Raw genomic sequence first — 19,876 nt, forward strand, 5'->3', positions numbered from 1 at the left:
TTATTTTTTTGTTATTTTGCTTTTTTCTTTTTAAACTTACTTAATACTTCATAAACGATTGGAACGATAAGAAGTGTTAATAACGTTGAACTTGTTAATCCACCAATTACTGTTACACCAAGTCCTTTAGAAATTAAGCCGCTACCTTCAAATCCTAATGCAAGCGGGATAAGAGCCCCGATTGTTGCAATTGCAGTCATTAAAATAGGACGAAGACGTGTTGCACCAGCTTCTAATAAAGCTTCACGTGTTGATAGACCTTCATTTTCTTTATGAATAACGCGGTCGATAAGCACGATTGCGTTTGTTACAACGATACCGATTAACATAAGCGCACCGATCATTGCAGATACACTTAACGTTTCACCAGAGATTAATAAGGCAACAAGAGCTCCGATAATTGTAAATGGTAGCGAGAATAAAATTGCGAATGGTGCAAGAGCACCGCCAAATGTAACGACAAGAACGAAGTATACAATGGCAATCGCAGCTAACATCGCTAAGCCAAGTTGCTTAAATGATTCTTCAATATCTTTTGTAACGCCACCCATAGAAACATCTACGCCAGAAGGAAGATCCATTTTATCTACTTCTTTTTGAACAGCGGCAGATGCTTTTGAAACGTCATCAGATGTTAGTTTTGCACTCACTTCCGCATAAACACGGCCATCGCGGTGTTTCACTGTATTCGAAGTTTCCCCTTCTTTTACAGTCATTACATCCTTCACAGCCACTTCATTACCAAGTGGTGTTGTAAGTTTTCGATTTGTTAAGTCATCGATTGTTTCATAATTTTGTTTTTCAGCTTCTACATATACATTGACATCTTTACCGTCTTTTTTAATTGTTGTCAGAACAGGGCGATCATGCTGATTAGAAAGTCCCATTCCAATTTGTGCAGCCGTTAGACCCATTTTGCTTAGTTTTTCTTGATCTGCGACTAAAGTGTACTCTGCATATGTTTTTGCAATACTAGAGTCTATATCTTTTAAGTCTTTATTTTTCTTCATGATATTTTGAATATCTTTTACGACAGGTGTAATCTCTTCAGAGCTATCTCCGTAAACGTATAGTTTAATTTCATTACTACCGCCACCCGCTCCGAAATCTTGGTTTTTCCATTCACCTTTTCCAGACATCTTCTGTAAATCTTTAACGACTTGTTCTTTCTCTTTTACAAAGTTTTTCGTGTCATTATCATATTGTACGAAGAACATTGCTTGATTTGATTGACCAGGGCTCATTGGGTTTTCTCCACCTAATGAGAATTGAATTGTTTTGACGTCTTTATTATTTTGGAAGTGCTTTTCAGCTTTTGTTGCAATTTTTTCAACGTCTTCTAATGTTTGACCTGGTTCAGGGTTGTATGTTGCAATAATCATTTTTTCTTCTTCAGCTGGTAAGAAACTTACACCGATAATTGGCACAAGTGCAAGGCTACCAACTAATAGAAGGACAGCGATACTTGATGTAATAATTTTGTGATTTAAAGCCCATGCAAGTATGCGCTTATAACCATTTGCTAATTTACTTGGTTTTTCCTCATGATGTACTTCTTTTTCCCTCATGCTCTCTTTTTTAAATAAAGAATGCGCTAGCATTGGTACGATTGTAACTGCTACTAGTAATGATGCTAATAAAGCGAAGACGATAGTTAAGGCGAATGGTAAGAACATTTCACCGATCATACCTTTTACTAGTCCAAGCGGTAAAAATACAGCAATTGTTACAATGGTAGAAGACATAATTGGAATAAACATTTCTTTCGTAGCTTCACGAATTAAATCTTTCCCGCGTAGTTTTTCCTCTGATAATGACATACGTCGGTAAATATTTTCAATAACAACAATGGAATCATCGACGACGCGCCCGATAGCGACTGTCATTGCTCCAAGTGTCATAATGTTAAGCGTAATATCCATTTGCTTTATGACTAATACAGCAATTAATAAAGAAAGTGGTATGGAAACGACAGAGATTAATGTTGTTCGGATATTTCGTAGGAACAGCATAATGATAACAATCGCAAAGATAGCACCAAAAATGGCTTTGCTCAGCATTGTTTCTACTGATTTCTCAATAGGTGCACCTTGGTCGAATGTTGAAATAATCTCTAAGTCTTTATATTTTTTCTCAAGTTCTTTTACTTTATCTTTCACTGCATTTACAACATCAACTGTATTCGCGTCAGCAGCTTTTACAATTTGAATTCCAATTGCTTCTTTTCCATTTGTTCGAGAAATAGATTCTGCTTTTCCGACTTCTTTAATGTCAGCAATTTCGTCTAATGTAACTGTCGGAATCCCGTTCATAGCGGCTGGATTCATTTGCGGCATTTGTGTACCAGCTCCAGCATTTTGACTACCTTGACCACTCGGTGATGAAGGAACAGCTGGGATTTTCAGTTCTTTTAGTGCTTTAATTGTTGTAATATTTCCATCTACAACAACTGATTTTTCCGTGTCTTTAAATGTATATAAGCCAAGTGGTAAAGATACGTCCGATCCTTTAATTACATTTTTTACAGTATCTTCACTTAAACCTAATTCTTTCATCTTATCTTTCTTGAAGACAAGTTGTACTTCATCTACTTGTTGACCTGAAATTTGAACAGATGCGACCCCATCAAGTCCTTTTAATCCTGGAACAACATTTTTTTCTACATTTTCAGTTAAGGTAGCTAAAGATTCACTTTTACTTGCTACGCTTAACGAAATAACTGGAAAGGCATTGAAGTTTACACGTGAAACTTTCGGGTCCTGTACGCCTTCTGGCAGTTTCACATTTGCGAGAGCTTCTTTAATTTCTGTTTCAGCCTTCTCCATGTTTTTATCAAAATCATATTCTACCTGAATAGAAGATGCGTTTTGAAAAGATGATGAGCTAACAACATTTACACCACTTAAATTTTGTAGTTGCTCTTCCATTGGTTTTGAAATTTTGTCAGCTACTTCTTCTGGTGTAGCACCAGGATAAACCGTAGTTACTGTTACAACCGGTGTTGTTATATCAGGAATTGTTTCCAGCTTCATATTAAGCCCAGAATAAATACCTGCAATGGTAACAATAATGGTTAGTAGCCAAACTGCGAACTTATTTTTTAACGAGAAATTAATGATTTTGTTCATGTTTGCGCTCCCTTTTTATTGTATTGACCAACTGGTCAGTCTAATACATAATATAACTGACTGATTGGTCAGTCGTCAATGAAAAGAGATGGTATAATAAATTCATGATAAGATGCGAGATTAAGTTTAGGAGAGAAGATATGAAAGAAAAAGAGCGCTTAATTATAGAGATGGCTATGAAGTTATTTGCGACTAAGGGTGTAAATGCGACATCAGTGCAGGAAATTGTGACAGCTTGTGGCATATCTAAGGGAGCTTTCTATTTATATTTTAAATCGAAAGATGAGCTTTTATTAGCAACACTTCGATATTACTATGACAAGATTCAAAATAAAATGATGGATATTGATAAAGAATCATTATTACCACGTGAAAAATTTGCAAAACAATTGCATTGCCAGTTTAACGATATACAAAAGCATAAAGAATTTATTATTATGCATGCGAGGGAAAATGCTATTCCTTTTAATAAAGAAGTGGAAGAATTTATGATGCGGATGAAGTTAGAGTCTCACGCATTTTATCGTAATAGTTTACTGTCTATTTATGGTGACAAGGTTATTCCATATTTGTTAGATTTAGTAATTATGGTAGAGGGCATATGCCGTGGATATTTAGAACTAATCATTATACAAGCATCAGAAATTGACTTATCGTATGTCTCTGCGTTTATTTTGAAAAGAGTGGATGATTTAGTAGATGGATTGGTAGAATCTTCGGAAGAACCCGTGTTACATGAAGAAAAGCTTGGAGAATTCCTTTGTAAATCAGAGCTTATTAAGGAGCAGGTTAAGGAACATTTTTTGAAAGAAATTATTGTTTTTAAACGTACATTAGCTGATCAATTAGAAGATGATGAATTAATTGTTACGCTAGATGTTTTGGAGGCGGAAATGAGATTACCAAATCCAAGGATTCCGGTCATCCAAGGAATGCTGTCTAATTTAGAAGTATATCCAAATTTAAAAGAATTCCGTTTACGACTTATGGGATATTACAATATAAAAAGGTAACAATGACAGTTTTCATTGTTACCTTTTTTTTATGCATTCACTTTTTCTTTTGTTTGTGTAGTCTCTTCTTGCTCAATATTGATTGTTTCTTTTACGATATAAATCGGACGGTTTTTACTTTCGTCATAAATACGAGCAATATATTGGCCGACGATGCCAAGGCCAAATAACTGAATACCACTAAAGAATGTAATAGCAACCATTATAGATGCCCAACCTGTTTGCGTATCATGTCCGAGAATTTTCACAGTAATTGTATATAGTAAGACAATTATAGAAATAAGAACTGATAATAAACCTAAAGACATAACGATGCGTAATGGCTTTGTCGAAAATGCAATAATGCCATCAGATGCAAATTTAATCATTTTCTTTAATGGATATTTTGTTTCACCAGCAAAGCGCTCATCGCGTTGATATTCAACATACGTTTGGCGGAAGCCAACCCAAGACATCATACCGCGGATGAAGCGATTTCGCTCAGTCATTTGATTGAAAACATCAGCTACCTTGCGATCGATGATTCGGAAGTCACCAGTATCTTTTGGGATATCGATATCAGACATGTAGTTTAGGAATTTATAGAAATATTTAGCTGTTAAAAGTTTAAACCAAGTTTCACCTTTACGTTGTTTACGTTTTGCATAAACAACTTCATATCCTTCTTCCCATTTTGCAATAAGTTCAGGAATAACTTCAGGTGGATCTTGTAAGTCTGCGTCTATAATTACAATAGCGTCACCTTTTGCAGCAGCAATACCAGCTGTAACGGCTACTTGGTGTCCAAAGTTACGCGCGAAATTAACGATTTTTGTACGGTAATCATTTGCTGCAATCTCAGATAAAATTTCCATTGTACGGTCTGTACTACCGTCATTTACAAAGACAAACTCGTAATTAATATCATTTTGAAGCATAACGGACTTTAAACGGTTATAACATTCCTGTGCTACTTCTTCCTCGAAGTACATAGGAACTACAACCGAAATTAATTTTTGCATGTTGTATCCTCCGTATTTTTAATAAGTCGTTCAAATTTAATTAGTAGCATTTTCAGTTTGGTTGAATGTCCAAATTTTATTAAGGACAAAATTTATAACCATTCCGACACCAATTGCGAAAATCTGTGCAATTAATGCATTCAAGGCAAGCTTATCTACTAATATAAATAAACATAATGTATTAAAAGCCAATACAATTAAATTTACAGTTAGAAATTTAAAGAACATTGACGTGCTTTTATTATTAGGTTTAAACACCCAATTTTTATTCCAATAGTAGCTATTGGCAACACCAATTAAATAGGCAATGGTATTCGCAACAAGATAGTTCATCCCGAACTTTAATAAGATCCAAAAGCTAATAATGGTAATGAGCGTATTAAAGATTCCTACTAAACCAAACTTTAAGAGTTTCTCCATAATAGTATCCTCATCTTTATAAAATATATAAATAAAACAAGAAATGTAGAAAGGTTATTCTTATATAACAACTATCAATTATAGCATAGTTTATACTAAGATGTTATATGTTTTGAGTGGATATCATTTTAGGATATAGAATGAATTTGTCAATAATAAAAAAGGTTATTTTAAATTGGCATACCGGACAATATGAGAGCAAACATGGAAATCATGGTAATATTAATGTATAGTAGCTGGTAGTGTAATTTTTTTAGGAAATATAATGTTTTCCCATATAAATATGTTAAGGAGTGAGTTTTTTTGGAACGTTTTTCTGGATTGTTTTCAACTTTTTCTACACGTGCCATATACGGCATTTATAGCTTTTTCGTTGCAATATTAATTTTTGATTATTTTTCAGATACTCAAAAATATAATTATGTAATGATATTAGTTGGAGTTTTATTATTATGTACAATTGGAAACTTTATACTTAGTAGTGGATCGCTATATCTTGAGAGAGTAAATGAAAAAATATGCTTTTTTGTACTGCTAATTATTTGTGTAGCAGTGAAAACTGCATGGATTGTTACATATAAGATTGATCCGATTGGTGACTATGAAGCCTTTTTCAATACTGCAAAAGCATTAGGTGATAACTTTGTTATTCATGATAGATATGTTGCATTATTTCCACATATTTTTGGTTATGCTTCATTCTTAAGTATCTTCCTAAAAATATTTGGTGCAAACTTTATGATTCCGCCAATTATTAATGTTGTTTTAACTACAATTTCGATGGGATTAATATATTTTATAGCTAGAAGAATTGGTGGAGTGAGAACAGCGATAACAGCAAGTGTTTTATGGATTCTCTTGCCATCACAAACGATGTATAACATGTTTGCACTTTCAGAACCGTTGTATTGTACAGTACTGTTATTAGCCTGGGCAATTATGATAATTGTTTATGATAAACTTGAAAATATAACGATTGCAAAGGTTATTATGTATTCAATTCTATTAGCTGCATTACTTGTATTAATAAACATGGCAAGACCAATTGCAGCAGTGCCAATTATAGCCTTAGCGATATGGATGTTTATTATAGATACAAAACATATCGGGAATAAAAAGCTACTTATTAATAAGGTGGCATACTTAGGGGTTATCATTATTGGATACTTAATGATGTCTTCGGCGGCAAATCATTATGTAACATTACGTTTAGGTGAAGAGATAGCAACAGTGCCGGGATACAATATTCATGTAGGGTTTAATAAGGGAGCCTCAGGAACATGGAATCCAGGAGATTCAGCATTACTATATCATTATAGTGGTCAACCAGGATGGAGTGCTCAGGACGTCCAAAAGCAAATGCTTGAAGAAGCGAAAAAGAGAATCAAAAACGATGATATAGATTTCGGGAAACTAATGTATGATAAATTTATTATCTTTTTAGGTAATGATGAACAAGCTGTTAAATATGCAGATCCAATTATGGACCATAAAGTACGCTATACTATAATTTCTAATGTCTTCTATTACTTTTTACTAGTTACTTCACTGTTCGGAGCGTTAGTAGCTATAAAAAATAAAAATAAATCTTCACTTTTAATTATTTGTTTATATGTAATTGGGCTAACAATGGCACAAATGATAGTAGAAGTAGCACCGAGGTATCATTATTCGGCTACAATACCTATGATCTTTTTAGCTGCTTTTGGTATTAAGCATATTTATAATAAAAAAAGTGACAGAGATATAGTAAAAAGATAAGTAAAAAAATAGTAAAAAAAGCAGTTGTTTCAAAAGGGTGTGTACGAATCCTTTTAGAAGCAACTGCTTTTTTACTTATAAAATTTGAAAGATAGTTCTTATTGGATTAAGCGTTTTGCTGAGCCCATTTCTCTACATCCCAAGTTTTTGTTATCCAACCTTCATAAAAGTCTGGTTCATGGCATACAAGAAGAATTGTTCCTTTATATGCTTTCATCGCCTTTTGTAGCTCTTCTTTTGCTGTAACATCAAGGTGGTTTGTTGGCTCATCAAAGAGTAACCAGTTACTTTCTTCACCCATTAGTTTACATAAACGAACTTTTGCTTGTTCGCCACCGCTTAATTGGTTCAGTGGACGAGAGATATGTTCGTTTTTCAAACCGCATTTCGCTAACATGGCGCGTATCTGATGTTGGTCTAAGCTAGGGAAAGTATTCCAAACATCATCAATTGGTGTTATATTATCAGCTTTTACTTCTTGTTCGAAGTATGATGGATTTAAGAAGTCACCAAGGCTTGTTTTTCCGCTTAATGGTTTAATCTTACCTAAAATTGTCTTCAACAGTGTTGACTTACCGACACCGTTACATCCAACAATTGCAATTTTTTCTCCGCGTTCAATTGTCATCGTTAATTTTGGTAATAGCGGATGTGTATATCCAATTTCTACATTTTCCCCTTCAAAGACGAATCGGCTACTTGCACGACTTTCTTTAAATGAAAACTCAGGTTTAATAGCTGTTTCAGGGCGATCGATACGTTCCATGCGATCAAGTTGCTTTTGACGGCTCTTTGCACGTCCTGTTGTTGAGTAACGAGCTTTATTTTTCGCAATAAAATCTTCTTGCTTTTTAATGAATTCTCGCTGCTTCTCATAAGCGTTGATATGTTGATTTTTATTCATTTCTGCTAGCTCTAGGAATTTTTCATATGTCGCTGTGTAACGCGTCATTTTTGTGAATTCTAGATGGAAAATAATATCGACGCATTTATTCATAAATTCCGTATCATGGGAAATTAATAGGAATGCGTGTGGATATTCTTTTAAATAAGTTGTTAACCAATGAATATGTTCAACGTCTAAATAGTTGGTAGGCTCATCTAATAGTAGTACTTCTGGTTGCTCAAGTAGTAATTTTGCGAGTAATACTTTTGTACGTTGTCCACCACTTAATGCTGCAACGTCACGATCTAGACCAATTGCGTCAATTCCAAGACCACGTGCTGCTTCTTCAATTTTAATATCTAATAAATAGAATCCGCCTGCCTCAAGAGCATCTTGAATTTCTGCCATTTGCTCAAGAAGTTCCTCTAATTCTTCCGGTGTAGCAGTTCCCATTTTTTCTGCAACTTCATTTAAAGCTTTTTCTTTTTCAAATAAAGGTAAAAACGCATCTGCTAATACATCACGAATTGTGCGACCAGGTGTTAAAATAGTATGCTGGTCTAAGTAACCGTAATTTGTACCAGGTGTCCATTCTACACGACCTTCGTCATGGATAAGCTGACCAGTAATTATATTCATAAATGTTGATTTACCAACACCGTTTGCTCCAACTAATCCAACATGTTCCCCTGCAAGTAAGCGCATGGATACATCTTTAAATAATGTACGATCACCAAATGTATGGCCTAATTTTTCAACAGTTAATAAGCTCATAATGTCCTCCGTTCATTTCTAAATAGTGTCTTGAATCATGATACTAAATTCTTGGATAGAATGCTATCATTTCCAAAATATATAATGTATTTGACCAGTAGGGTATGCGATTCCAAAAGGATGATGGTTTGCTATGATGTGAAAGAAATAAAAATAAGGTGTAACCATTTAATAAAAGTGGTTACACCTTATTTTTTATTTTAAATAACCACGAACAATTCCACGTAAGCGATTTGCATGGAATTTGCGCTTATCATTAGAAATATTTTGTGTCATACGGAATGTTGCGGCAGCAACAGCACGTAAGAAATAAGAGAATCCGTAGTGTAAGCGAATAACCCTACCAAAACCACCAGCATAAGAAATGGCACGTTTTAATGATTGTTCATTAATAATTTCCTCTTTTACAGGATGGTATACGAACAGATCTTTTCTAAATAAACCAGTATAATTTTGTTTCATACCGCGTAGTACAAAGTCAGTTTCTTCACCAGCTCCATAAATCGTTCCCGAACCAACACCTAAATCTTCATCAAATGTACCTACATCTTGTACAAATTGCTTTGTAAAGAATAGTGTGAAAGAAGGTCCCATGAATCCATACTTATTATTTAAAATAATGTCTGTATTCGGCGAGTGTATTAAAGAACCCGTTCCTTCAACATTTGTCGTGTTTGTTGAGATAAAATGAACATCTTTATTAGAGTTGAAGGTTTCTAATATACTCTCTAAAACATTTGTTTCATAAATACAATCATCATCTGGAAAAGCGATAAAATCGCCATCCGCTACTTTTAAGCCTGCATTGCGAGCTCTCGATAGTCCTTTAATAGGTGTATAAATGTAATTAATAGAAAATCTATCTTTATATTCATCAAATAAATCAGAGATTGGCGTATCGTTTTGATCTACTACGATAAGTTCGAAGTTTTTGTAAGTTTGTTGTTCAAGTGATTTTACTAAGTCAAGAATATCATCACGTCTGCCACAAGTAGCCATGATTAAAGAAAATTTCAAGTTTAACAGCTCCTTTTAGAGATTGCGTTTAAGCCTTTTTGAATCGTGCTAGTATCTTTTCGAGTAGTGAAAAGAGAATTTCATCCTTTGTTATAAAGAGGATAAGGGCATAAGTTAATCCACACGTTATTATTACTAGGATAACTTGTAGTATTTGTCCAGATACGATCATATCAATAACGAATGCTATCGGTATAAATGTTAGGGAATAAAAGAGATATTTAAGTTTTTGTATATCGAATAACGTATAATTCACTTTTAGTTTCTTTTTCACATAAATATATTCAAATGTGATTAAGAAACAATTCGCAATTGTTGTTGTAAAAATTGCGGTTGTTGGTGTAAGTACATGGAAGAATATTAGTGCAATATTAGATGCTAAGTTGATAAATCCGCAAATAAATAAAAATCGCACTAAAATGCTTTCTTTCTTTTTCACATAAATAATTTGATTCGATAAAATGGACTCAATGCCAACTGTAATCATATAGAAGGCGAAAACAATTAGTGTATTACCAGCTCCGGCAAACTGTTGTCCACCGTAAATGACAACAGCTCCATGAGCAATGAGCATTAAACCGATTGCAGCAGGGAATAGGGTAATGAAATATACTTTTGAAATTTTATTTAGTAAAGATTCATACTCCATTTCAGACGCATTTCCTGATAAATAAGAGAGTCTTGGAACGGTTACTTGTACAACACTTAACATAAGTGTATTAATAATCATCATAATTTGAAAAGCCATTACGTAATATGCAACTTCTTCTTTTCCAACATATATTCCTAAAAAAAGACGATCTAATTGAGTATATAAAATATTAGCATTTGAAAAAATCAAGACTAATAGTAACGGTTTTAAATGAGGAATAATCGTTAAGTCGGAAAAATCAAATTTCACTTGGCGTTTCACATATATAAAGCTAATAGAGTGGTTTAAAAATGTGGATAATACTAATAAACCAGCATATGTTTTGTAATCGTCGACCCCATGAATGAAAGAGAAAAGAAGTACGACATAGATTAATCGAACGATAACGGTTTTTTTAGTGATGAAGTCATAATTTTCATATGCCTCGTTGAACCATTCCACATAAAACATGTTAGATATGAAATTAAAACCAAAAATAAGAAGAACTGGAAATAGACTTTCATGTCCATATCCAATATAACTAAAGAGCACAAAGGCTGATAAAGCCAAAATACTAGTTGTGAAGTTAATTACATAGAGACTTGTAAATAACTTAGAAACTTTCTTCTTATCGTTTTTAATTAAGCTAATTTCACGTAAACCATATTGGTATACACCAAATACGGCGAACACGAAGAAGTAATTGAAAAAAGTTTCAGCAATATTAACGGTTCCGATTGAAGTGGCTCCTAACGTTCGATATGCGTAAGGACCAACTAAAATTGGAAGGATAATATTAAACGTATTGAGCAGTATTTTATAAAAAATATTTGAAGCAATTGATTTCTGCATAATTTCACCTTTCCATTAAAATAATCCAATTTAATTAAAATACTTGCTATGTCATAGTAAGGTTTTTAACTACAGTTAATTCTTTCAATATAATGAAGTGTAAGGTGTTTTCTACACGATTTACAAATCCTTAAATTGTTTTGTTGACCACCCGTATAAGTGTACCCTACATAAACTTTGTAAAGCAACTGTTGATGGAATAGAACCGTGTTATAAATGAGATTTTATCAATTAGAAAAAGTGAATAGCGAACGGATCTGTATAAAAATATTACATAGTATGTGTGAAAAGGAGTAATGGTTGTATGAAGGTGTGGAAATGATTATAAAAAATGAGCGAATATATGATAATTATTCGCTCAGAAGATGTTTTAATGGTAAAGTCCTATATACTCCAAGGTTTACTTAAAGTTAGAACTTCAGCCATTTCCTTGCTTTTGACACGCCCTTTTTTTCTACTTTCTGCACGCTCAGAACCAGTTGTGTGTAGCCAATGTTCTTCTTCAGTTTCAGGCAGTACTTGTGGAACAGATGAAGGTTTTCCGTCTTTTAATGCAACGAATGTAATGAAACATGTTGCAGCTATTCTACGTTCTCCTGCTAATAAATTCTCTGCAATTACTTTTACGAACACTTCCATTGAAGATTTTCCTGTATAACATACGAATGCTTCGTAACAAACAGAATCTGCTTGATGAATTGGAGTTAAAAAATCTACAGAATCGATAGATGCTGTTACGCAATGTTTACGGCTATGTCTTGCAGCTGCAATTGAAGCGATACTATCAATTTCTGCTAATAATTTTCCTCCGAAAAGTGTTTGATGATTATTTAAATCATTCGGAAAAACACGTGTTGTTTTAATTGCTTTGGATTCTCGCATGAATTTCTTTTCCATATGGTCAGCCCCTATTTTCTGTTTTCAATCAGAATGACATGTATTGTAAGTGGAGTACAAAAATATTAAAAATCCATAGATATTTAATGAAGTAAAGAATTCCAGAAGAGGGTGAGTAAAACTTCTGTATTTGTATTCATGTAACTGAAAGAAAAGTTATCTTATATAAAGTGTAGTGTAAAAGAGGATTCGCTTACATTGCAAGTGAAAAAATTAGGACCCTGTATTTGTCATAGAAATTCCCTATCAGCTGTGTGCCTATTCATGATAGAATCGTTTTGTTATGAATGGAAATAGAGGTGCAATGGACATATGAATCATATACAAACAAATTTTTCGTCTTTTTTCAGTAAAATAATGATTGGTGCGATGCTCGCATTTTTTGTTTACAGTTGTTGGTCTGCGTTCGAAACAAGCAAACAATTTTTTGGAGACAATACAACAAGTGTAACAATTGTATTGGTTATTTTCGTTATTCTCATGCTGTTGGTAGCATCGATTTTACAGTATCGTTTTACAGATAAACAATTTCTTATTTTTCTTATCAGTACATGTATAGTTGTGAGACTTAGTATGGTTTTATTTGTAGATGTTCCGTTAATCGGTGATATGAAAGCTATGTTTGAGTCTGCAAAGCAGGTTGCAATTGGTAATAGCGTAGAGAATATAGCACAGTTACCTTTTATTATTTATGAATCAATTATTATTCGTATATTTGGTGATACAGTATTCGCATTGCAGTTATTTAATATTTTATTTTGCACAGGGACTGCATTTTTCATTTATCGTATTGCAGCAATCGTTTTTGGAGAAGAATGCGGTCGTATTGCGTCTGTATTTTACGCTTTATATATTCCAAATATATTTATGAGTTCTTTATTAACATCAGAATCACTCGCAATATTTTTATTTTATTTAGCTTGTTACATACTTTTATATAAAGGTTTAGATCATCCTTATATGTGGGTGCTTGCAGCAATTTTATTTGCATGTAGTAATATGATTTTCCCAATGGGGTTATTTCTTCCTATTTTTATTGCTGTATATGTATTGTTAGTTGAACTTTTTCAATCAGCAATGAAGCAAAAAGTATTATTAAAGATGATAGGGATACTTATTCTATTTTATAGTGCCCATTTTGGTGTGAGTTATGGAATTCAGACAATGGGAATGTCACAATATACGATTTCAAACGAAACGTATGTTCAATCTGTTTTGATTGGAAAAGGTAAAAATGAGAGGGAAATGACAAAGAATCAAAGCGTAACAGAGCGTATTGACCAAAAGCTAAAAGAGATTGAAGAAGAAAGGTTTGAACTTTTAAAGCCAGTCATTAATCAATTCTCAGATGAGGGAATACATTCTATTCTATTTAAATGTGAAAAACTTATATATATAGCAGTAACATTGTTTATGTCTATTGCTTTATTACACTTTCTTATTAAGAAACAACAAAACGAAGGATATATGTTGTTCTTATTGTTAATTAGTGGATACGTATTGTTAAGACTCTTCCAAGTAGATATGGCATATTACAATCTTATAGTGCCAGCTTTGTTTATTTTGCAAAGCTTTGGTGTTTATATGAGCTATGTGTACTGTCAAAAAATATTCTTCAGAAAATAAAAAGAATCCAGATTGGATTCTTTTTTTGAATGGAAGATGAGGACTAAGAATTAGTGGAGATAAAGAATCCCTACTGACATAATCTGCACTCTATCGGTTCAGTTCCAGTTGTAAACTATCGGCTGTTAAAGCCATTTTTGAGGAATCGTCTTGAATTCCTTTCATTACTTGTGAAATGGTTTCTAACTCATTTTCAATTTTTTTATTCTGCTCTTTCGAGTTAGACATGTCTTTTACAATTTCTTGGAAGTATTGATCTGTTGCAGACATACCATCTGTTCCTTCAGATACGAGGGAGCTAATTTGTTTGACTGAAGAAGAGACACGAATAATTTGTTCATTTGTTTTTTCAACGAGCTTTGTCACGTTGGATATGGATTCTTTCGTTTGCTCTGATAACTTTCGAATTTCTCCAGCTACAACGGAGAAGCCCTTACCAAATTCCCCAGCACGAGCAGATTCAATCGCAGCATTTAGTGCGAGTAAGTTTGTTTGCTCTGCAATTGATTTTACAATATCTATGATTTCGTTAATTTTGTTAGAAATATCGAGAAGTTCATGAGTATCTGTAATGATAGTTTCCATGTTCGTTTGAATGTATTCCATTCGTTTATTTTGCTGATTTAATTGCTCTTTCCCTTTATTGGCTTTTTCCTCCGATGTTGTAGCTAATGATGTACCTGTTTTGGCAATTTCTACAATAGTTTCAGATTTAGCGGTTAACTGTTGAATAGAAGCGCTCGTTTTTTCAGATACAGATGCTAGTTCTGTTGCAATATGCGTAATGGTCATAGCTGTTATTTCTTTTTCTTTTTCATGTTCTTTTTGCATTCTTTCATATTCAGATTCGTAAGCCGCAATAACGAGTTCTTGTTCAAGGGTAAATAATTTATTTATAACGTTTATAGAATGTGAAAAATCGTCAATTGTTTTAATTTTTGTTTGCAATATCTTCATGATTGAGCGGAATAATTCTTGATAAGCGGCAGTATACCATTTTCTATGTAAGCCAATTTGTACATGTCTTTTGGCAATTCGAACACGTTGTTCAATAAAATCTTCATGCATATCTCCGCTGAATAATTCTTTTATATGTGTTTTTAAAGTTTGCTTTAGTTTTGGAATAGAACTATAACGTTCAATAATAGTAATTAAATTTGGCTGTTTTGTAATATTGACATAGAATTTTTCCGTAATCCAATCAATTTCTTCATAAATAAAGGGCTGTAGTACCTTTACGATTTGTAAATCTTCCTTTGAAATATGTAGCATATCCATTTGAATTTTCAATTCAGAATTAGTAGGTACGTTAAAAGTGATTTGTTGATCCTTACTTAATTCAAGTATACTGGCGTATGTTTTATTTGTATGTTTTTTAAAAACCCCAAGCATCGTTCTTCCCCCTGTGTATAAAGCGTTTTCATTTTTGGTTCTATTATAATTATATATTTTTATATACAATTACTCTATATTAGTGTGTAGAATAGTATATAAATTAAGAGAATTCTATGCAGAATTCTCTTAATGGCCTTTATTAATTTTAGCATGTGTTTTAAAGAAAACTGGGAAATGTACATTATATATTACAGTGACAACACGAATAATGAATGTTACTAATAAACAAACATAGAAAGCTAATACGTGTGCCCCCATTGCATATGTGATTAGGAAACTAATTGCTCCTAAAATAGAAGCGATTGCGTAAATCTCTTTTCGGAATACGTAAGGGATATCTTGAGCGCAAATGTCACGCAAAATACCGCCTCCAATACCTGTAATGACTCCCATTGAAACAACTAGAAATGAGGCGTCAACATGATGTGACATTGCCGCATTTGCACCAATGGCTGTAAAAACACCTAGGCCAACAGCATCAGAAAGCATAATAACGACTTGCAGTTTATTGATACGTTCAAAAAACATACAAGTAAATAATGCTGATAATACGCTTACGAAAAAGTAAATGGGTTTAACAAATGCGACAGGAGGCAGGTTACCGATCATAATATCACGAATAATACCGCCGCCGAGCGCAGTAGCTACAGCTAAACAAAGGACACCAAATAAATCTAAATCTTTTTTTAAACCAACTAATGTACCGGAAATAGCAGCGGCGATAATGCCAAGAAACGTAAATATGTCGATTAATAACATTGCTGTAATCCCTTCCTCCTAAAGATGTTCCAGAGAAAAAATATACACTAAAGTTATGTAAATAACAATGCATTTTCGTTACATGTAGAAAAAAAGAAAAAATGAGGAAAGAAAGCGCTTGAAAATACAAATAATCTTTTTTCTGTAAGGTAAGGTTGGGGTAGAAATGTGAGACGTTTAATTAAAAAATATATGTTATAATAAATATTTGAGATGAGAAAAAATATTAACTGTATAGATTGAAATTAGGTAATAGTTATGGAGGTTCTAGATGTTAAGCGAAAATAGTAAAAGTAATAAATTTGAAAATTTTCTACTAATCTTTATTTTGTTGCAACCGATTTTAGATTTGCTTACAGCGTTCTGTATCATGGTTTTAAAAATTGATACGACCATTGGAGTTATTACACGCTTATTCGTTATGTTCCTAAGCGGGATATATATTTTAATTCAAACGAAGAAACAAGGAAATATAAAATATATATTGTATATAATCTTAGTAGGGATAGTCTTTACAATCGGATTAGTAAATAACAAGCTTACAAAAACCCCTATGGTACTTACAGAAGAAATTAAATTTATAGCAAAAGCTTTATATCCTTTTGTTATGCTTACTTGTTATGTGTTTGTATTCAAGTCTTTAAAAGAAAAAAGCCATTCAAATTCAAAAATGCGTGACTATATTACGTATGCATCACTAATTATAGGGGTAGTAATGGTAGCTTCGATTACTACTGGAACAGATTATAATAGTTATGAATGGGTAAAATTAGGATCACGCGGTTGGTTTTATGCAGGTAACGAGCTAGGATCTATTTTAGCCATCATGTGTCCGATTGTTATTTTGTATTCAATTGAAAAAACAAAAAGTATAGGTAAAGCGTACTATTGGATTCCTTCAATTTTAGTTGTTTATTCACTATTTGCAATTGGAACAAAGGTTGGCGTAGGAGCAATCTTTGGATCAATGGCTATCGCAGTTGTTATGTGCTTTATTCAAGCATTTACACAACGTAAAGATGGAAAGAAACATGCCTATTTATTAAATGGTTTTCTTGCAATGACTGTATTTGTAGGCATATTGGCATATACACCTTTTTCACCATTTATGAAAAATATGGGATTCCATTTCCAATTGATTGAACAAGAACAGAGTGTGAAAAAGGAAGAGAAAAAGAAGGAGGAAGCTAAAGAGCATAAACCTCCTGTGACAGAGAAAGAAAAGGAAAAAGAGAAAGAAAAAGAAAAAGTAGCGGAGAAAAAAGAAGAAACGCAAGCTCTTATTTTTAGTGGGCGTCAATTATTTGAACAGATGTATAAAGATTTCTATAATGAAGCTCCAATGTCTCAAAAATTATTAGGAATGGGTTACGCTGGTAACTATAAAGAACAGCCGAAGTTAATTGAACGTGACTTCCATGATTGGTTCTATTCTTTCGGAATCATAGGGTTCATTTTACTTGTAATTCCATTTTTATACTTTGGTATTAAATTTATTGCATGTATATTTACTAAATTTAAACAAATATTCACTGTGAAATATGCAATGGTGATTGCAGCGATATTTCTCGGATTAGGTATTTCATTCATGGCTGGTCATATTTTAATTGCACCTGGAGTGAGTTTCTACTTAGTAGTAATCATGGCATATTTAATAGTTGACCTGGAAATTGAATGATAGAAAAATAAAAGCTAGCATATGTTAGCTTTTATTTTGTTATAGTAAATAAAAAGAAAAAAATGGGGGATGTAAGAAATGAAAGTGTTGCATATGAATGCTGGTGCAGAAGAAGGTGGGGGAAAAACACATATTATTTCACTTTTATCTCAATTTTCAAAGGAAGAAGTGGAATTAATGGTATTTGAAGAAGGTGCAATTGCTAGAGAGGCGAGAAACCTTGGCATTCAAGTGCATGTTTTTACCCAATCATCTCGGTACGACCTATCAATTCTTTCAAAAATAAAAGCATTTATTAATGAAAATCAATTTGACATTGTGCATACACATGGCGCACGAGCAAATTTCTATCTCTCCCTCTTGAAAAAAGGTATAAAAGCGAAATGGATAATGACTGTCCACAGTGATCCAACTTTGGATTTTATGAAGAGGGGATTAAAAGGATGGGTATTTACGAAGTTAAATTTACGTTCTTTCAGGAAGGTAGATTTGTTCTTTGCAATTACGGAGAACTTTAAGAGAAACATAATAAAACTAGGTGTACCAGAAGAAAAGATTTGTACAGTTTATAATGGAATTGAGTATGATAGTAATCCGGTAAAACCTTATGATAAGAGTGAATTTGGCATCGGTGAAGGAGTATTTACAGCTATTCAAGTAGCGCGTCTTCATCCTGTTAAAGGTCATGATATTTTATTTGAAGCATTACAAAAAATTAAAATTCCCAATATAAAGGTACTCTTGCTTGGTGATGGTCCTATAGAAGTAGAATTAAAAGAGATGGTGAAACAAAAGGGTCTAGAGGATAAAGTAATGTTTCTAGGTTTTCGTACAGATTCAAAAGAATTATATGCATCTGCACACATTAATTTGTTAACCTCTTATAGCGAAAGTTTCCCTCTTGTTTTATTAGAAGCGGCTAATCAACGCTTAACGTCTATTGCAACAAATGTAGGCGATATGAGAAAGTTAATAGTTGATGATACGTATGGATGGATTGTACCGATTGGTGATGCGGATTCATTAGCAAACGCATTAGAAAATGCTTACGAAAAATGGTTGAATGGTGAATTAGAAGCGATGGGAAATCGTTTATATAATCACGCATCTACTCATTTCTCGCTAAAGAATTTGTATGAAGATACTTATAATGCATATAAAAAACTTTTACTGAAATAGAGAGGATAGTTAATCATGGAAGTAAAAACGGTTGATATTCTAGGTGTTCCTTTTTCTACAATGACAATGGATGAAACAATCCAATATTTGAAGGGACAACTAGAATTGGAGCGAACACATACTTTTCAGGTAGTAACAGCGAACCCTGAAATTGTTATGTGTGCAAAAAAGGATGAAACATTCCATAAAACATTATTAAATACAGATTTAATTACACCTGATGGTATTGGAGTTGTAAAAGCAAGTGGTATGCTAGGTACACCTTTAAAGGAACGTGTAGCAGGTTTTGATTTAATGTGTAATTTATTTGCGAAGCTATCAGAAGAGAATAAACCGGTATCTGTTTTCTTACTTGGTGCAAAACCGCATGTTGTACAAGCTGCAGCAGATCATTTAACGAAGACATATTCAGCTGTATCTATTGTAGGTATACAAGATGGGTATTTTAAACAAGAAGAAGAAGAGAATATCGTTTCTCGTATTCAAGAAGCAAAACCAGATCTATTACTTGTCGCGCTTGGTTTCCCAAGACAAGAGAACTTTATCCAAACTAATAAGTATCGTTTAGAAACGAAAATGGCTGTTGGAGTAGGTGGAAGTTTAGACGTATGGGCTGGAGAGGTAAAACGTGCACCAAAATGGATTCAAGCGATCCATTTAGAGTGGTTTTATAGATTGTGTAGTAATCCAACGCGCTGGCGCCGTCAGTTAGTATTAGCGGAATTTTTAAAAGAAATCATGCGTTCGAAAAAGTAGCGGAATATCGCTACTTTTTTATTTGGCTATTTTTGATAAATTGAAGTTTTGTTTATCTAATACTGATTGTTGCCCCTCAATAATCGGGCGTTTCATGACAGTA

Annotated in this window: 15 protein-coding genes and 1 pseudogene; 6 read left to right on the forward strand and 10 right to left on the reverse strand. The window is 33.2% G+C overall.

All coding sequences use genetic code 11. The features are described from left to right. Positions 1–11 precede the first annotated feature (11 nt). Positions 12–3,128, reverse strand: a complete 3,117-nt coding sequence (locus ACQVV1_RS21135) for an efflux RND transporter permease subunit (protein ID WP_309259575.1) — start codon at positions 3,126–3,128, stop codon at positions 12–14. A 140-nt stretch (positions 3,129–3,268) separates the two neighbouring features. On the opposite strand from ACQVV1_RS21135, the gene ACQVV1_RS21140 reads away from it, so the two are divergent. Beyond that, positions 3,269–4,141, forward strand: a complete 873-nt coding sequence (locus tag ACQVV1_RS21140) for a TetR/AcrR family transcriptional regulator (RefSeq protein WP_242254086.1) — start codon at positions 3,269–3,271, stop codon at positions 4,139–4,141. Between the two features lie 29 nt (positions 4,142–4,170). On the opposite strand, the gene ACQVV1_RS21145 is transcribed toward ACQVV1_RS21140, so the two are convergent. Both ACQVV1_RS21145 and ACQVV1_RS21150 read right to left on the reverse strand, forming a co-directional pair. Then, positions 4,171–5,142 (reverse strand): glycosyltransferase family 2 protein, encoded by a 972-nt coding sequence (locus ACQVV1_RS21145; RefSeq protein WP_060633037.1) that lies wholly within the window; start codon positions 5,140–5,142, stop codon positions 4,171–4,173. Positions 5,143–5,178: 36 nt separating this feature from the next. Further along, positions 5,179–5,562: a GtrA family protein gene (locus tag ACQVV1_RS21150; protein ID WP_063223961.1), complete on the reverse strand. Its 384-nt coding sequence runs from the start codon at positions 5,560–5,562 to the stop codon at positions 5,179–5,181. Positions 5,563–5,865: 303 nt separating this feature from the next. Between ACQVV1_RS21150 and ACQVV1_RS21155 the strand changes: the two genes are divergently transcribed. Beyond that, positions 5,866–7,323, forward strand: coding sequence for a glycosyltransferase family protein (locus ACQVV1_RS21155; protein ID WP_431169460.1), 1,458 nt, complete (start codon positions 5,866–5,868; stop codon positions 7,321–7,323). Positions 7,324–7,429: 106 nt separating this feature from the next. Here ACQVV1_RS21155 and ACQVV1_RS21160 read toward each other — a convergent pair whose 3' ends face one another. From ACQVV1_RS21160 to ACQVV1_RS21175, 4 genes are all read right to left on the reverse strand, one after another. Further along, on the reverse strand, positions 7,430–8,983 hold the full coding sequence (locus tag ACQVV1_RS21160) for an ABC-F family ATP-binding cassette domain-containing protein (protein ID WP_060633034.1): 1,554 nt from the start codon (positions 8,981–8,983) through the stop codon (positions 7,430–7,432). 195 nt (positions 8,984–9,178) lie between these two features. Then, the gene (locus tag ACQVV1_RS21165; RefSeq protein WP_431169462.1) at positions 9,179–10,000 is read right to left on the reverse strand and encodes a glycosyltransferase family 2 protein; all 822 of its coding nucleotides are present in this window, start codon (positions 9,998–10,000) and stop codon (positions 9,179–9,181) included. A gap of 28 nt (positions 10,001–10,028) precedes the next feature. Beyond that, positions 10,029–11,483 (reverse strand): oligosaccharide flippase family protein, encoded by a 1,455-nt coding sequence (locus tag ACQVV1_RS21170; protein WP_063223957.1) that lies wholly within the window; start codon positions 11,481–11,483, stop codon positions 10,029–10,031. Between the two features lie 384 nt (positions 11,484–11,867). Further along, positions 11,868–12,380: an acyl-CoA thioesterase gene (locus ACQVV1_RS21175; RefSeq protein ID WP_000412135.1), complete on the reverse strand. Its 513-nt coding sequence runs from the start codon at positions 12,378–12,380 to the stop codon at positions 11,868–11,870. Positions 12,381–12,692: 312 nt separating this feature from the next. Here ACQVV1_RS21175 and ACQVV1_RS21180 point away from each other — a divergent pair, with 312 nt between their 5' ends. Continuing rightward, the gene (locus ACQVV1_RS21180) at positions 12,693–14,006 is read left to right on the forward strand and encodes an ArnT family glycosyltransferase (protein WP_431169463.1); all 1,314 of its coding nucleotides are present in this window, start codon (positions 12,693–12,695) and stop codon (positions 14,004–14,006) included. Between the two features lie 90 nt (positions 14,007–14,096). On the opposite strand, the gene ACQVV1_RS21185 is transcribed toward ACQVV1_RS21180, so the two are convergent. The 3 genes and pseudogenes from ACQVV1_RS21185 to ACQVV1_RS21195 form a co-directional block, all read right to left on the reverse strand. Beyond that, the gene (locus tag ACQVV1_RS21185) at positions 14,097–14,837 is read right to left on the reverse strand and encodes a methyl-accepting chemotaxis protein (RefSeq protein WP_396023932.1); all 741 of its coding nucleotides are present in this window, start codon (positions 14,835–14,837) and stop codon (positions 14,097–14,099) included. Between the two features lie 63 nt (positions 14,838–14,900). Next, positions 14,901–15,398: pseudogene (locus ACQVV1_RS21190) on the reverse strand (protoglobin family protein); the annotation flags it as partial. A 129-nt stretch (positions 15,399–15,527) separates the two neighbouring features. Continuing rightward, positions 15,528–16,160: a trimeric intracellular cation channel family protein gene (locus ACQVV1_RS21195; RefSeq protein WP_000924376.1), complete on the reverse strand. Its 633-nt coding sequence runs from the start codon at positions 16,158–16,160 to the stop codon at positions 15,528–15,530. Positions 16,161–16,431: 271 nt separating this feature from the next. Between ACQVV1_RS21195 and ACQVV1_RS21200 the strand changes: the two genes are divergently transcribed. From ACQVV1_RS21200 to ACQVV1_RS21210, 3 genes are all read left to right on the forward strand, one after another. Beyond that, the gene (locus ACQVV1_RS21200; protein WP_431169464.1) at positions 16,432–17,838 is read left to right on the forward strand and encodes an O-antigen ligase family protein; all 1,407 of its coding nucleotides are present in this window, start codon (positions 16,432–16,434) and stop codon (positions 17,836–17,838) included. A 78-nt stretch (positions 17,839–17,916) separates the two neighbouring features. After that, entirely contained in the window at positions 17,917–19,017 is a 1,101-nt protein-coding gene (locus tag ACQVV1_RS21205; protein WP_242254098.1) for a glycosyltransferase family 4 protein, read from the forward strand. Positions 19,018–19,032: 15 nt separating this feature from the next. Then, positions 19,033–19,773 carry a WecB/TagA/CpsF family glycosyltransferase gene (locus ACQVV1_RS21210; RefSeq protein WP_242254099.1) on the forward strand — a complete coding sequence of 247 codons (741 nt, stop codon included), beginning with the start codon at positions 19,033–19,035 and terminating at the stop codon, positions 19,771–19,773. The last annotated feature ends 103 nt before the right edge of the window (positions 19,774–19,876 follow it).

Source organism: Bacillus basilensis, assembly GCF_050630465.1.
Lineage (GTDB): Bacteria > Bacillota > Bacilli > Bacillales > Bacillaceae_G > Bacillus_A > Bacillus_A basilensis.